This window comes from Vibrio gazogenes, assembly GCF_023920225.1.
GTDB classification, from domain to species: domain Bacteria; phylum Pseudomonadota; class Gammaproteobacteria; order Enterobacterales; family Vibrionaceae; genus Vibrio; species Vibrio gazogenes.
Genome location: NZ_CP092587.1, coordinates 931,883 through 947,735, shown reverse-complemented (window position 1 = coordinate 947,735; position 15,853 = coordinate 931,883). Strand labels below are relative to the sequence as shown.

Here is a 15,853-nt window from a genome sequence, read left to right as displayed (position 1 = left end):
ATGATTTTCACTGATAGAATAAGGGCTTATACAATTCGTTCATTCATGGCAAGCCCACTTGCATCCTCCGGTCTAATACCGTTCAGATCCCAACTCAATAAAGTTCGTTTGACACGCAAAGCGACTTCAGGTCAAATCCGAGAAGGAATATAGTGTATTGAAACGATGTATCATTTTTCTGTCATCTGTTAACGTGACAATGACACGCCAAATGACCACGGGTATGTTGGCAACAACGAACAAAATAATAAAACGTTAATATACGAATTTCCCCTGAACTTGCTGTGATTGACACATGCTGAAACAACAAACGTTGACTATGGAAAAACCAATGACCAATCTTGAACGCCACATTCGTCATGGTGGAGAGACTTTGTTAAGAATTCCCGGTTTGCCTTCAAAAGTAAAACGGGATCTTCGCGATCTACTGAACGTATCTTCCGTTCATCCATCGCCAAAATCAGAGCAGGCGGTAAAATTACTGGGCCTTTATGAGCGTTCAGTCAAAATTATTGCAACGAATCCTCATCGTACAAATAAGATGAGTCATACGGCAGAACAAGCCCTACACAAAAAGCTGTCCGATGAATTGCAAACACTGATCACCGAGCTGGATTTCGAAGGCGAATCCGGAGAGGTGCTGATGGATATCCGCGCCAAATTATTGGTCGGCGTTACGCCCGATACATTGCTGGAGCTGACGCTGGAAGTGCTGCGTCTGGTTGTTGAGGGAACCACCCATGAGCGTAAGCAATCAGAACAATTCTTTGAGCAGCTCAATAGTTCTTTGGCGACACATCTTAAAAGTACCAAACAGAGCATTCAACAGAGCCAGAGTTACCTGTCACATCGTCAAGAAATGAATCTCGAGTTCAACATGCTGATGACTCGAAGTCATAAGATTCTGGAAAAAGAACAGGATTATGCTTCACTCAAATCCACTTTAACCCCATTACTGTCTCAGTTGACGGCTTTGTCAGAACGACTGACTCACGCGGAACAGCGTGAAAAAATATTAATTGAACGGATGGAATACACGCGTAATCAGGCCGAGTCACTGTACGAATCAACCCACGACTATCGCTGTCGGCTTGAAGATCAAGCGCAAAGAGTACTACAAGATCCATTAACCAAAGTGTATAACCGAGCGGCTTTTCATAATCGTTTGGAATTAGAATATCATCGTTGGATCAAAAACCAACATCCCCTTCGTATTGTGTTACTCGATATCGATAACTTTAAGTCACTGAACAAAAACTTTGGTTACTCAGCAGGTGATAAGGCCCTGAAAATTATTGCCAAAACGATTCAGAAAGAACTGTCTGAAACCGATACAGTCGCTCGCTTTTGCGGTGAAGAATTCATGATCATCATGCCGGATCGTGCCGAACAGGAAAGTTACTTACTCATGCAAACTATTTTGCGCCAAGTCGAACGGCTTCCTTTCAAATTCAAAGATAAACACCTCACCATTACTCTGAGTGCCGCCAGTGTTGCATTTCAAGAAGGTGATACACCGGAAGAGATTCTTGAACGGGTGTATCATGCTTTTCAAACAGCCAAAAAAGCAGGAGCAAGCCAAGTCAGTTGGCAATGAAGCGTTTGAGCACAGCCGCTTAAGAATGAGTATTTTTTAATCAACCCGGTTCAATAGAGTGACGGACATCACATCATTGAACGGTTTCAGTTCCCTAGTTGATTATCTACGGACTAAATTGTTACTGTAAAATCATACAGTTATTATATTTATTTATCATTAGCCTCAACATATTAGAAAAACATATTATTCCGTACTGACTATCAAGGAGGCATTCATGATTACTCATATCAGCCCGACCGGAAGTATGGATCTGCTCTCGCAGATTGAAGTTGAACGCCTGAAAAAAACCGCATCCAGCGGGGATCTATACCAACTTTACAGAAATTGTACGCTGGCAGTCTTGAATTCTGGCAGCCACACCGACAGCTCCAAAGAGCTGCTGGATAAATATCAGAACTTTGATGTCAACGTCCTCAGACGGGAACGAGGCATTAAACTAGAGCTGATCGACCCTCCTGAACATGCTTTTGTTGATGGCGAAATCATCAAAGGGATTCAAGAACACCTTTGTTCCGTGTTACGGGACATTGTTTATGTCAACATGCATGTCGCAGATAGCAAACGATATGATCAGGTCGATTCTGTCTATAACACCAATTTGGTGTTCGATATCTTACGTAACGCTCGGACACTCATACCCGGACTGACACCAAACCTAGTGGTCTGCTGGGGTGGACATTCAATCAATCCGGTTGAATACCAATATACCCGCGAAGTCGGCAATGAACTCGGATTACGCGAGCTCAATATCTGTACTGGCTGTGGTCCGGGAGCGATGGAAGGCCCGATGAAAGGCGCGGCCATCGGCCATGCGAAACAGCGTTATAAAAATGCACGCTATATCGGTCTGACCGAACCCTCAATCATCGCCGCCGAACCGCCAAACCCGATCGTTAACGAGCTGATCATCATGCCAGATATCGAGAAACGTCTGGAAGCATTTGTTCGTATGGCGCACGGTATTGTGATTTTCCCCGGCGGTCCCGGTACGGCTGAAGAGCTGTTATATATTCTCGGCATCATGATGCATCCGGATAATGCCGAACAACCACTCCCAATTATTCTGACCGGCCCGGAAGGTAGTGAAGACTATTTTAACTCGATCGATCAATTTATTAGTGAAACATTGGGAGAAGCGGCTCGCAAACACTATCAGATTATTATTGATGATCCCGCAAGAGTCGCGCGCAAGATGAATGAGGCAATGCCTGTTGTCCGCCAATTCAGAAAAGCGCATGGTGATGCTTACAGTTTCAACTGGTCACTCAAAATCGATCCGGAGTTTCAGTTACCGTTTGTGCCGACTCACCACGCAATGGCGAACCTTGATCTGCACATGAACCAAAAACCGGAAGTGCTTGCAGCGAACCTACGCAAGGCGTTTTCAGGCATTGTGGCAGGGAATGTCAAAGCGGAAGGTATTCGTGAAATCGAACAACATGGCCCTTTCATCATTGATGGGGAGTCGGCAATCATGCAGAAAATGGACAAGCTCTTGAAAGACTTCGTCAAACAAAACCGTATGAAACTGCCCGGCGGACATGCTTATGAGCCCTGCTATAAAATTGCCAACAAGTAGTATGGGTTGCCCGAGTATGTCATTATCCACTAGAATAAGGGCTTCGGCCCTTATTTTAACATGCTCCTAAGCGAAGAACGCGAATGTCTCTACACCTTGTCATTATCGACGCACTGAATCTGATTCGCCGCGTTCATTCAGCACAACCCAATGCTGAAGATATTGAAAGAACGTGCCAAACAACCAGCCGGACTTTAGCCAAAATTATTCAAGAAACCTCTCCCTCGCATATCATTGCCGTGTTTGATCATGATTCTGAAGATCGGGGTTGGCGTGCAGAGCTGCTGCCTCACTATAAAGAAAAACGGCAACCGATGCCCGATGCGCTGAGACAAAATATGGATACCATTCAACAAGCATGGTGGGAAATCGGCATCGACTCTCTTCTCTCCAGTGGTGACGAAGCCGATGATTTGGTTGCCACGCTGGCCACCAAAGTCGCCAGTCATCAGCAACAAGTGACGATTATTTCAACCGATAAGGGCTACTGTCAGTTGCTCTCTCCGACGCTGAGAATTCGGGATTATTTCCAGCACCGGTGGTTGGATCAAGAATTTATCACCCAAGAATTCGGTGTCCGCCCTGAACAGCTTTGTGATTACTGGGCACTCACCGGCATTCATTCCAGTCAAGTCAGTGGGGTACCGGGGATTGGCCCGAAGGCAGCGAAGGAAATTCTCAATCAGTTTAGCGATATTGAACAGGCTTATCAAAGTACGGAGTTACCGAAGAAATACCAGAAAAAACTCACCGAACATATTGAATTGGCACGTCAGTGCAAAGCAGTCGCAACCCTCAAAACCGATATCCAGTTGGGATTCAATCTGCAGGATATCCGCTTTCAGCCATCGGAGAGCGTGTCATAACAGACACGCTCCCAAGCACCTAAAAAGCCGACTACAACTCACTTAATGAGGAGAGATATTGGACAAGCTCCGAACATGCACGGTAATTTCTTCCCGATCATGATAAAGATGTTTGGCCTGTAACCGGAAATTGACGTGGTTATCCTTCAGAAAATGCTTCAGATTATCAATATCCTGCAACACTTCGTCATAACGTCCCTTCATCGGCAATTTCAGATTAAACAGTGCCTCTTTCGTCCAGCCGCGGATCAACCATTCTCCCATGAGTTGTGCGACGCGAGCCGGCTTCTCGACCATATCACACACTAACCAAGTGACATTCTTACGCGGTGGCTCAAATTTGAAGCCATCTTCCATATGATGTTTGACCTGACCGGTATCCATCAGACTGTCCGCCATCATGCCGTTATCGACCGCATGAACAAACATCGAACGCTGCACCAACTGATAGGTCCAGCCGCCGGGACATGCCCCCAGATCAACCGCCCACATGCCTGAAGCTAAACGTTCATCCCATTCCGAGCGGGGAATAAACACATGAAATGCTTCTTCCAGTTTCAGCGTTGAACGACTCGGCGCATCCGCTGGAAATTTCAGACGTGGGATTCCCATAAAAAACGATGAGTTATTATTGGTATAAGAATAACCGATGTAGCAATGACCGGGCGCGACAAAACAGACATGTAGCACTGGTTTCTTCGGCTCATCTTTGCCAAACAGAATGCCTTTCCCCCGCAATGCTTGGCGCAGCGGTACCGTGAATTTACGGCAAAATTTCAGCAACTCTTTCGCTTCATTGGTATCGGGGGTTTCGACCCGCAGATCACCACAGCGAGGTAACCCTTCCATGTCGCCCAGCGACTGAAGAATGGGCGAGATTCGATCGTCTTTCGGTAAAGATTCACACGCCGCACAAACGGCAAACATCTGACGCGCAAAAATCAGACTTTGAAAGTCGATCTCTCGAATCAGCTTATCGGCATCGCCATCCTGATAACATTCAAACAGCACATATCCGGTCTGATACTTCAAACGCGGAAAGCCGAATACTTCGATTCGGCTTGCTTTGTCCTGAATTTCTCCGGCACATTCTTTCTCAAAACCGGCACGGCAATAGAGCATGACCTGCTTCACTGATTCACCTCTTTCATATTCCACGCAGCGACAAACATCAGCACCCATCCCAGAATAAAACAGACGCCGCCGAAAGGTGTGATTGGACCGAACCATTTCACACCGGTCAGCGCTAGTGCGTACAGGCTGCCGCTAAAACAAAAGATGCCGATAATAAAACAGATTCCTGCCCGATAAAAATATTTCTGCACCGCTTGCTGTGATGAGAGTAGCATCATCACACCACATCCCAGTAATGCCAGAGTGTGAATAAACTGATAACGAACGCCGACTTCAAACACCCCGAGTAGATTCGGCGATAAAACGGTTTTTAAACCATGGGAAGCAAAAGCCCCCAGCCCTACCCCAAACGCCCCAAAACAGGCAGCAAAAAGAAATAGCAATTTACTTTTCATGATGAGTGCTCCAAATAAACTCACTTAATTTTTCCACTACGAAGGCAAGATTGTCTTGCTCGGTATGACCTGAACGTTTGCGAGGCTTAAAGCTATGGTCACCATCAGGCACATAAACAACCTGAACTTGCGGACTCAACGCCATTGCTGTGACTTCCTCGCGACAACCAAACGTGTCCCGCTCCCCTTGTAAAATCAGACACGGCCTTTCACATATAGCCAAATGCTCTCCCTTCTGCTTCTCTGGCTTTCCCGGAGGATGAAACGGGAAACCTAAGCAGGCAATGCCTTTGACCTGATGATGCTGATTGAGCAGACTCGCAATACGCCCGCCCATGGATTTTCCCCCAATCACCACCGGCTGAGCCGCATAGTGTCGGATGACCGACTCAAAAGCAGCCATCAGTTTCGGTGCGCGATCCGGCGGAAACTTCTTCGCCTCCAGCGCTCTGCGAATCATGTAAGGAAAATTAAAGCGAATCACGCGAATCCCTGTTGCTGCCAATCCACACGCAATATTATCCATAAACTCATGCGTCATATCAGCACCGGCACCATGGGCAAAGATAAACACAGGCCCATCGCTCGGCCCATTAAACTGTACATATTCACTATTGGGTTGGTATTCGTTGTCTATCATGCCCTTACTCGCTGCTCTATTTTGACTCACTGTCATAGCTGTCATCCAAAATCACTTCTTGCTCCCGCCGGGCTCGATTCAACATCCAGTTGCGAAATGTGGCAATACGTCCGGTATTGGCCTGTTTTTCATGACAAACCAGATAAAAAGCGTTATCTGTCATCAGCACTTTATCAAATAATGGGACCAGTCTCCCGGCCTCAATTTCAGGCTGTGCCAGCACATTGTTACCCAGCGCAATACCCTGACCATGAGCCGCGGCCTGTAACACCATAGTTGAGTGACTAAAAATCGGGCCATGATCAACCGCAATGCCTGATAAATGATTTTCCCGAGCAAAAGTATTCCAATCCTGCCGGGAAGTATCATGTAACAACGTATGATGAGATAAATCTTCCGGTGAATGGAGAGGCTTCCCCTGCGCCAGCAATAATGGCGAACAAAGCGGGATCAAAAACTCCTGATAAAGTTTATCTGTTCTTAAGCCCGGCCACAGCCCTTTGCCGTAATAAATAGCGACATCGACATCATCCACTAAAGAGCCTTCTTCTCTATCAACTGCTTTTATCCGAACATCGATATCCGGTTGCTGTTGATTAAAGTCGGCTAAACGAGGCACCAGCCATTGAATGGCAAAACTCGGTGGCAAACTGATGGTTAATGTCCCCTTTTCACTCCGGGACAGGAGTTTATTCGTCGATTCTTGAATCGCTGTAAAAATATCTTTAATTTCAAAAAAATAACTTTGTCCCTCTTCTGTTAACAAAAGGGAGCGATTTCTTCGGATAAATAGCTTCAACCCGAGAAATTCTTCTAACGACTTGATTTGATGGCTGACTGCGGCCTGAGTGACATATAACTCTTCCGCCGCTTGAGTGAAGCTTAAATGACGTGCTGCGGACTCAAAAACCCGCAGAGCATTTAACGGTGGCAACCTTTTGTTCACACAATGATCCTTTATTAAATTGGATTAGTTTTTTTTATGCGAAGCATTATAATTTGTCCATTGTTTACCTACCAGAAAAACTCTATATTTTCTGCCGCAGACAAGTCTGAATGACTTGATTCTCCTTAGGATCAATAGACTTTGTGTTGCGATGTTGTGTTTGCAAACTCGTATTTCGAGTATGTGGTGATTCACCACTTGTTCTGTGGCTCCCAGCCACAAAGCATACTTCCTGTATTTATTTTGACCTGTCTGTCAAATATTTCACACCGCCTTCCGATGGGCGGTGTATTTTTATCTGCTCAATCCTTTTTTGCGAGTCAGTGTATTGAATCGAACGATGTCAAAACTCACTCACAAATCAATTACACGACTTTCTGCGATACACGCCAACAACAAGCCTTCAACGTGCTCGACGTTGCTCGGTGCCGTCACCTGTGATTCTCCATCCCCCCACCAATAAAAAAACCAGCCGGCATGTCACTGCGGCTGGTCTTATCAGGCAAAGCGGTTTTAAGGGCGATAAACCTTCACATTCTCAAACCCCTGTTCTTTGAGGTATAACGCTTGCAAACGGCTCATGACGCCGCGCGCGCAGTACAGCAAATAGATTTTTGACGGATCTAAATCACCGAACTGAGTTGCCAGCTTATAGAAAGGCAGGTGTTTGACCTCGACCCCTTCCAGAATCAGTGGATGCTCATCTTCTTCATCCGGACTACGAATATCCAACACGACGGCATTTTCCTGAATGGCATCAACCAGTTCAACTTCCGGTGCCTGCTGCTCCGTTTCCTGAGCGATATTCCGGATATCCATCTGACGCGCGTTGTAGATCACTTGATCTAAAATTGAAAAATCAAACTTCGCTTCTTCTGCTTCCAGTTTTGCCTGAACCGCCTTGACCGTCGGACGTCGAGAAATCACCCCGCAGTATTCCGGCATCGTTTTGGCGAAGTCTTCAGTCCCGATATCTCTGGCAAGGTTGATAATATCTTCTTTATCCCAGTTAATCAGCGGACGTAAAATCAAACGCTCAGTCACACCATCAATATGACGTAAATTGGTCAGCGTCTGACTCGAAACCTGCCCTAACGCTTCACCGGTCACCAGTGCCTGAATATCAAATCGCTCAGCAATCATACCTGCTGCCCGCATGAACATGCGTTTGAGAACCACGCCCATCTGCCCGTCATCGACTTTTTCCAGTATTTCCGCCACAACCGGCTCAAAATCAACGGCAATAAAACGGACCTTAGCCGACGACCCAAACTTATTCCACAAATAATAAGCAACCTGCTTCACGCCTATTTCATGTGCAGGACCACCTAAATTAAAAAAGCAATAATGGACTTTTGAACCGCGTTTGATATGCAGATAACTGGAAACGCCAGAATCAAATCCACCGGAAATCAGGCTCAAGACATCTTCTTGTGTTCCGAGCGGGAAGCCCCCCAAACCACGATGACGTGCAATAATTTGGTTCAGTTTCTCACCGGAAACTTCAACCCGGACGACCACATCAGGATTGTTAAGTTTCACCCGGGCACTTTCAACCGCTTGATTCAGCCCGCCGCCGACGTAACGCTCCAATTCAATCGAGGTAAAGTCATGCTGACCGCGTCTTTTGGCGCGAACCACAAAGGTTTTGTTTTCAATCAGATGCCGACTGTGCGCCAATACTTGCTCATAAATATCATGGAGATCACTGAAATCAGACTGCTTCACTTCAAGCACATGATGAATGCCCGGTGTATGCGTCAAAACTTCGAGTGTTTCTGCATAATATTGATCGCTCTCTGAGGTGACTTCAATATGATCACGACGGTTAAATACCGCGACCGATTCTGTTCGGCGTTGAATAATATTGCGAATATTACATTCGAGAATTTTGGTAAAACGTTTCCGCACCGATTCACTTTTAACAAAAATTTCCGGATGGGGCTTAACAATAAATTTCATAGGATTATTCGCAACTCAGATTAAAACGTCACTGTCTTGATTCATACGGTCTAGCTGTCAACGGCATAAACAAACAGCAATGAAAGGCGCAGAATTATACACGAGAAGCGATAACAGGGAAAACATCTATTCTTCCTGAAATCGGTTCTCGGTGGATGTTCATAAGAGGAAGTCACCTGAATGCCGTTGATTGACTTCTTGGCATTGTGTAGTAACAGTCGTTGGATTTAAGGAACAGAATGGCCTTTGGATGCAACCCAAACGCGATACCACTGTTCACGGCTCAACTCGATCTCCAGCGCAGCGACAGCGGCTTTGACCCGCTCAATTTTTCCGGAACCAAGGATTGGAATGGGCAACGCGGGCAAACGTCTGACCCAAGCATAGATCACCTGGTCGATACTTTGAGCGCCTACTTCTTGACCAATATCGGCAAGAACCTGACGGACACGCCGTGCCTGTTCACTGTCCCCACTAAAAATGGCACCGCCCCCCAAGCATGACCAAGCCATTGGCCGAGTCCTGAGCATTTGCATTTGATCTAAAGTGCCATCATGAGCGACGTCGAAATGAAGCGGATTGATTTCAACCTGATTGGTGACCAGTGGTTTATCAAGACGAGACTGTAACAAAGCAAACTGCGAGGGCGAGAAATTAGACACGCCGAAGTGTTTTACTTTTCCGGCCTGATGTAATACGGCAAACACGTCCGCCACTTCATCGGCATTCATTAACACATCAGGACGATGAATCAACAGCACATCAATTTCATCAATCCCGAGACGCTTCAGGGAATTATCGACGGATTGGAGAATATGGGCGCGGCCAGTATTGTAATGATTAATTTGTCGCTCCGGAAAGGCATCGCTGCACAATTGAATATCACACTTGGTCACAATCTGCAGTTGCTGTCGTACTGACGGGTCTAATGCCAAGGCTTCACCAAACAGACTCTCACACGTGTACTGACCATAAATGTCAGCATGATCAACCGTGGTAATCCCGAGCTCAACATGCTGCTTTAAGAAAGATAACCGCTCCTGAGGGGTCATCTGCCAATCGGCCAGTCGCCAGTATCCCTGAACAATTTCTGAAAACACCGGTCCCTGCTCTGCAATGGTTACTTGATTCACCATAGTTATCCTCCGTCCAATTAATAGTTCATCTCGATAAAAAAGCGCGATAAAAAAAGTAAGCCATATGGCTTACTTTTCATTTCTATCACGATTCTAACACGCAGGGTACAGTATTCACTTGATCTCGGTACTTATTCTCCGGATGATCCTGCTTTAAGGTTTGGTGCTACCAGTGGTCGGTTGCGGCACCGCCGGCACTTCATCGCTATAAGTCGGTTTACCTTGAAGAATACTGATATCCACACGTCTGTTCTGGGCTCGTCCTCTCGCGGTATCATTCGAAGCTACCGGTTGGGTGTCAGCCATACCGCGAACTTCCATTCTTTCATGATCAAATCCGGGAACTTTTTCCATTTCCTGCGCGACCGAAACAGCCCGCTGTGCGGATAAATCCCAGTTTGAACGATACAACTCAGAGTCAAGCGGCTGATTATCCGTATGACCGGAAATCCTGACAATACCGGGAATGTCTTTAACCAATTCCGCGATTTGCCGCACCAATGGCCGGAACTTCGGTTGCAGAAACGCAGAGTCTTTGGGGAATGCGCCTTTCTCTCGAATACGAATCACAATTTCCTGACCGAGGTTTTCAACCTCGACCGCGCCCTGTTCAATCTCTGTTGCTAATGCTTTTTTCAGATTTTCCGAGACAATTTCCATCTCTTCCGTACTCGGAGATTGAGCTTGCTGTTGCTGGTCAACCGACTCATCATTTTGATTATCCTGCGTCGATGTTTCCGGAGACTGTCCACCGGTCAGATTTCCTTCTTCACGCTGCGTCCCGCCCGCACGATCCGCATCGCCTTCCTGAAATTCAAGCGTTTGCTGCGTGATATCAATGGTTTGTTGCATGATGACATCAATTGGCGTTGGTTCCGGCCGCCCCGGTCTGAATTCCTGAGCGATCACACTGGTACCTTTGGGAATATCTTTCACTTCCAGTCGGTTCTGAACCCCGAAGGCGAATTTCATTGAACCTGCAATCTGCTTAAACTTCAGAACATCCATTTCGGAGAAAGAAAGGAGCAACACGAAAAAGCACATGAGCAGAGACATCAGGTCCGAAAATGTCGCCAGCCATGCAGGAGCACCGGGAGGCGGACATTTACATTTATTCTCTTCATCATCCATCGTTGACTTCCCCGCGCTTACTCGTTGTCGACATCCAACGCTCGCTTGCCTTCATTGAGGTAGTTTTTCAAATAGCCATCGATTACACGAGGGTTTTGTCCATCCTGAATCGCCAGTACACCATCCATGATCAGGCGTCGATTCAGCATCTCCTGCTCGCGACGTAACGACAACTTATCTGCAATCGGGAAAAAGATCATGTTTGCCATAACTGCACCGTAAAGCGTCGTCAACAATGCCACCGCCATCGCCGGACCAATCGACTTCGGGTCATCCATATTTGACAGCATCGCGACCAAACCGACCAGCGTCCCGATCATCCCCATTGCAGGTGCAACATCACCATAGGCTCTAAATACCGCCGTTCCGGCTTCATGACGCTCTTCTGTGAGGGAAATATCTTTTTGGAGTGCCGAACGCACAACGTCAGCGTCATGACCATCAACCAACAGGTCAATCCCTTTCTGCATAAAGCTGTTACTGATTTCCATCTCTTCCAAGGCCAGAAATCCGCCTTTCCGGGCCGCATCTGCCATTTCAACGATTCGGGCAATCAAATCTTCCGGTTCATCAGACTTAAACATAAACGCTTTAGCTGCAATTTTTCCTGCGCCAAAAAATTGTCCGAAAGTAAACTTCATCATGACAACGCATGTTGAACCACCCACAACAATTAACACCGAGGTGATGTCCAAAAACATCATCAGACCACCACCCAAAACCATGGCCATGATGATAAAGGATAAACCGCCTATCAAACCAATCAGTGTAGCTAAATCCACGAAACACTCCTCATGCAACCATTCAATTTTGAGAGTTCTCTGACTCAGGGTATCGGCAACGGCATCAAATCTTTAACTAATATTATGGACTTTCTCTACAAAAAAAATGCAGTAAAGTTTTTATATTACCAAATGTATTTCCACTATCGTCTCACGATTCAATGATCACTGCAGTAACAACAGCAAACCATCACGTCGTATCAACACCTGATATTCTCTGGATTCGGAGCCTCAGGGGGAACTGTGTATAAGTTTATACCGAAAACCAATAGAAAATCATAGATGCACGACTGAATCCTCACCAAAGCCCGATATTTATGATCTCTGGCAAAACTTATAACGCTGAAACACATGACTGCGACAAAAAGGAATAAGGGCAGTTTAATTTAAATACTTTATCTGTCGATATCATGTCAGTCCCGAAAGTTAGCAGCAACACACACGCCATCAATAAAAACTTAGCAACTGGCCTTTTTAGCGATTGATTTTTTCTAATTCGAGCGCAAAATTGTGCTGTAGGAGTAAATTATTCCGGTTCTATTTGACCATCTCCACGCCCTGCGGTAACTTTCCCCCATTCCTCACCGATTGGAAGTTCTATGGCGAGCAAAAAACCTGAAAATATGTCATATGAGGCCACAATTGAAGAGTTGGATACGTTAGTCAACCAACTTGAAAATGGCGATTTGCCTTTGGATGACGCATTGAAAACCTTTGAACGGGGTATTGCACTGGCCCGAGCCGGTCAAACGAAACTCAACGACGCTGAACAGCGAGTCAAAATCCTGCTCAGTGACAGTGATGAAGCAGCTCTGAGTAATTTCGTCGAATCTGATGAACAATCAGAAGTATAAGTTCATATGATAACCACTCTAAGCACTTATCAGGCTCGGAATAACCAGCAGTTAAACCGTTGGCTTGAGCAATTTCCACATCAGAATCAATCTCTGATTGAAGCGATGCGCTACGGATTATTGTTGGGCGGCAAACGCATTCGCCCCTATCTGGTTTACATCACTGGACTGATGCTGGGATGTCAACCGGAAGAACTCGATACGCCCGCATCGGCGATTGAGTGTATTCATGCCTATTCACTGATCCATGACGATTTACCGGCCATGGACGATGATGCATTACGTCGGGGACAACCGACCTGTCACATCCGCTTTAACGAAGCAACCGCAATTCTGACCGGAGATGCGTTACAAACGCTGGCGTTCACGATTCTTGCCGAAGGGTCTCTGGCAGAGCATGCCGAACCTTACCGTATCAAAATGATTCAGGCTTTGACGAACGCGTCCGGTGCGATGGGGATGTGTATGGGGCAAGCATTAGATCTCGAAGCCGAACGTCGTCAAGTAACGTTGAGCGAATTAGAAACCATTCATCGCCATAAAACCGGTGCGTTAATTCGATGTGCCGTACGTCTCGGTGCGTTATCAGCTGGTGAAAAAGGACAGTCGATCCTGCCCTACTTGGAGCGCTATGCTGATGCCGTCGGCCTTGCATTTCAGGTTCAGGATGACATTCTGGACATTATCGGTGATACCCAGACACTGGGGAAACCCCAAGGTTCGGACTCCAAGCACCACAAAAGTACTTATCCCTCACTACTGGGACTCGACGGAGCAGAGCAAAAAACACAGTCTTTACTGGATGAAGCCATTCAGGCTCTGGCATCTATTCCTTATAACACTGATTTACTTAAACAGTTCGCTCAATATGTGATTGAGCGGAAAAGTTAATAAGATCAAAAGCATAAAATAATGACCCTTGATATTTCAAAATATCCGACACTGGCATTGGCAAATACGCCTCAGGAGCTGAGAACGCTGCCGAAAGACGTGCTACCGAAATTGTGTGAAGAGCTGAGAACTTACTTGCTCAACTCGGTCAGTCAGTCGAGCGGACATCTTGCCTCTGGCTTAGGAACAGTCGAACTGACTGTTGCGCTTCACTATGTGTATGAAACACCGTTTGATCGGTTGATCTGGGACGTTGGTCATCAGGCTTACCCCCATAAGATCCTGACCGGCCGACGCGAAGCCATGCCGACAATCCGCCAAAAAGATGGCCTTCACCCATTCCCATGGCGTGGAGAAAGTGAATATGACACGTTGTCCGTTGGTCATTCGTCGACTTCGATCAGTGCCGCATTAGGGATGGCGATTTGTGCCGGTAAAGAAGGGAAATCAAGAAAAGTTGTTAGTGTGATCGGTGATGGTGCGATTACCGCGGGGATGGCTTTTGAAGCGATGAACCATGCAGGCGATCTGCATCCTGATATGCTGGTGATTCTCAACGATAATGAAATGTCCATTTCAGAAAATGTCGGAGCCTTGAATAATCATTTGGCACAACTACTCTCTGGTCATTTCTATACATCGATCCGCGAAGGCGGTAAAAGAGTCCTTTCCGGCCTGCCACCGATTAAAGAGTTTGCCAAGAAAACCGAAGAACACCTGAAAGGAATGGTCGTTCCGGGCACGTTGTTTGAAGAGCTCGGGTTTAACTATATCGGCCCGGTTGACGGACACGATGTCATCGAGCTGGCAAAAACGCTGAAAAATATGCGTGAACTCAAAGGCCCGCAATTCCTTCATATCATGACCAAAAAAGGCAAAGGTTACGAGCAAGCCGAAAAAGATCCAATCGGTTATCATGCGGTACCGAAGTTTGATCCCAATGATACCTCTCTGCCTAAAAATAGCGGGACGCACCCGACTTATTCAAAAGTCTTCGGTGACTTTCTTTGTGATATGGCCGCACTCGATCCCAAACTGCTGGCTATCACGCCGGCGATGCGGGAAGGCTCCGGCATGGTGGCGTTTTCCAAAGCATATCCTGAACAATACTTTGACGTCGCGATTGCTGAACAACATGCCGTCACATTAGCAACCGGTATGGCGATTAGCGACTATCACCCGATTGTCGCCATCTATTCAACCTTCCTGCAACGGGGCTACGATCAGTTAATTCATGATGTAGCGATTATGGATTTACCCGTCATGTTTGCGATTGACCGGGCTGGTCTGGTTGGCGCTGATGGGCAGACTCATCAGGGCGCATTTGATCTCAGTTTTCTGCGCTGTATTCCCAATATGGTGATTATGACACCGAGTGATGAAAACGAGTGTCGGCAAATGCTCTACACCGGCCATCAACACTCAGGGCCAAGTGCCGTGCGCTACCCGAGAGGGGCTGGCACCGGTGCTGAGATCCAGCATCAGTTTACCGCACTGGAAATGGGTAAAGGTCGCATCGTCAGGCAAGGTAAAAAAGTGGCTATTCTCAATTTTGGTGCTTTGCTGCCACATGCGCAGACAGCCGCTGATACGCTGGATGCGACCGTCGCCGATATGCGCTTTGTGAAACCACTGGATGAAGACTTGATTCGCGATTTGGCACAACAGCATGATGTGCTCGTCACACTGGAAGAAAATGCGATTGCTGGTGGTGCCGGTGCTGGTGTGATTGAATTTCTGATGAAAGAAAAGCTGCTGAAGCCCACGTTAAATCTGGGATTACCGGACCAATTTATTCATCAGGGCACGCAAAGTGAATTGCATGCCGAACTCGGATTAGATGCAGCCGGCATTGAACAAGCCATTCGTGATTACATGCAATAAAGCGGTCATTGAATCTCAATTGACTGAATCATCGGTTAATTTGAATGCATAAC

The 15,853-nt window shown here is 46.6% G+C and carries 13 protein-coding genes and 1 pseudogene; 6 read left to right on the top strand and 8 right to left on the bottom strand.

The window, feature by feature from the left end:
- Positions 1–45: 45 nt before the first annotated feature.
- The 3 genes and pseudogenes from MKS89_RS04375 (at position 46) to xni (ending at position 4,045) form a co-directional block, all read left to right on the top strand.
- Positions 46–1,597: pseudogene (locus tag MKS89_RS04375) on the top strand (GGDEF domain-containing protein).
- Between the two features lie 217 nt (positions 1,598–1,814).
- Positions 1,815–3,179 (top strand): nucleotide 5'-monophosphate nucleosidase PpnN, encoded by a 1,365-nt coding sequence (ppnN, locus tag MKS89_RS04370; protein WP_072960724.1) that lies wholly within the window; start codon positions 1,815–1,817, stop codon positions 3,177–3,179.
- Between the two features lie 83 nt (positions 3,180–3,262).
- Positions 3,263–4,045, top strand: coding sequence for a flap endonuclease Xni (gene xni / locus MKS89_RS04365; protein ID WP_072960722.1), 783 nt, complete (start codon positions 3,263–3,265; stop codon positions 4,043–4,045).
- Between the two features lie 42 nt (positions 4,046–4,087).
- Here xni and rlmM read toward each other — a convergent pair whose 3' ends face one another.
- The 8 genes from rlmM to pomA all read right to left on the bottom strand — a co-directional run bounded on the left by rlmM (position 4,088) and on the right by pomA (position 12,171).
- The gene (gene rlmM, locus MKS89_RS04360; protein ID WP_072960720.1) at positions 4,088–5,179 is read right to left on the bottom strand and encodes a 23S rRNA (cytidine(2498)-2'-O)-methyltransferase RlmM; all 1,092 of its coding nucleotides are present in this window, start codon (positions 5,177–5,179) and stop codon (positions 4,088–4,090) included.
- A complete protein-coding gene (locus MKS89_RS04355) occupies positions 5,176–5,574 on the bottom strand; it encodes a DUF423 domain-containing protein (RefSeq protein WP_072960717.1) in 399 nt (132 codons plus the stop codon). The genes rlmM and MKS89_RS04355 overlap by 4 nt, the downstream gene beginning before the upstream one ends.
- Entirely contained in the window at positions 5,564–6,214 is a 651-nt protein-coding gene (locus tag MKS89_RS04350; protein WP_072960878.1) for an alpha/beta family hydrolase, read from the bottom strand. Before MKS89_RS04350 ends, MKS89_RS04355 begins: the two co-directional genes overlap by 11 nt.
- 16 nt (positions 6,215–6,230) lie before the next feature.
- Positions 6,231–7,160 (bottom strand): transcriptional regulator GcvA, encoded by a 930-nt coding sequence (locus MKS89_RS04345; protein WP_072960715.1) that lies wholly within the window; start codon positions 7,158–7,160, stop codon positions 6,231–6,233.
- Between the two features lie 513 nt (positions 7,161–7,673).
- Positions 7,674–9,122: a tRNA uracil 4-sulfurtransferase ThiI gene (gene thiI / locus MKS89_RS04340; RefSeq protein ID WP_072960713.1), complete on the bottom strand. Its 1,449-nt coding sequence runs from the start codon at positions 9,120–9,122 to the stop codon at positions 7,674–7,676.
- 227 nt (positions 9,123–9,349) lie between these two features.
- Positions 9,350–10,258 carry an aldo/keto reductase gene (locus MKS89_RS04335; protein ID WP_072960710.1) on the bottom strand — a complete coding sequence of 303 codons (909 nt, stop codon included), beginning with the start codon at positions 10,256–10,258 and terminating at the stop codon, positions 9,350–9,352.
- A 153-nt stretch (positions 10,259–10,411) separates the two neighbouring features.
- Positions 10,412–11,389, bottom strand: a complete 978-nt coding sequence (locus MKS89_RS04330) for a flagellar motor protein MotB (RefSeq protein ID WP_072960708.1) — start codon at positions 11,387–11,389, stop codon at positions 10,412–10,414.
- A gap of 17 nt (positions 11,390–11,406) precedes the next feature.
- Positions 11,407–12,171, bottom strand: coding sequence for a flagellar motor protein PomA (pomA, locus tag MKS89_RS04325; protein WP_072960706.1), 765 nt, complete (start codon positions 12,169–12,171; stop codon positions 11,407–11,409).
- Positions 12,172–12,770: 599 nt separating this feature from the next.
- Here pomA and xseB point away from each other — a divergent pair.
- From xseB to dxs, 3 genes are read left to right on the top strand one after another with little or no spacing between them, the layout of a single operon-like run.
- The gene (xseB, locus tag MKS89_RS04320; protein ID WP_072960703.1) at positions 12,771–13,025 is read left to right on the top strand and encodes an exodeoxyribonuclease VII small subunit; all 255 of its coding nucleotides are present in this window, start codon (positions 12,771–12,773) and stop codon (positions 13,023–13,025) included.
- Between the two features lie 6 nt (positions 13,026–13,031).
- Positions 13,032–13,916: a (2E,6E)-farnesyl diphosphate synthase gene (gene ispA, locus MKS89_RS04315; RefSeq protein WP_072960700.1), complete on the top strand. Its 885-nt coding sequence runs from the start codon at positions 13,032–13,034 to the stop codon at positions 13,914–13,916.
- Between the two features lie 21 nt (positions 13,917–13,937).
- Complete coding sequence (dxs, locus tag MKS89_RS04310) at positions 13,938–15,800, top strand: 1-deoxy-D-xylulose-5-phosphate synthase (RefSeq protein ID WP_072960697.1); 1,863 nt, start codon at positions 13,938–13,940, stop codon at positions 15,798–15,800.
- Positions 15,801–15,853 lie beyond the last annotated feature (53 nt).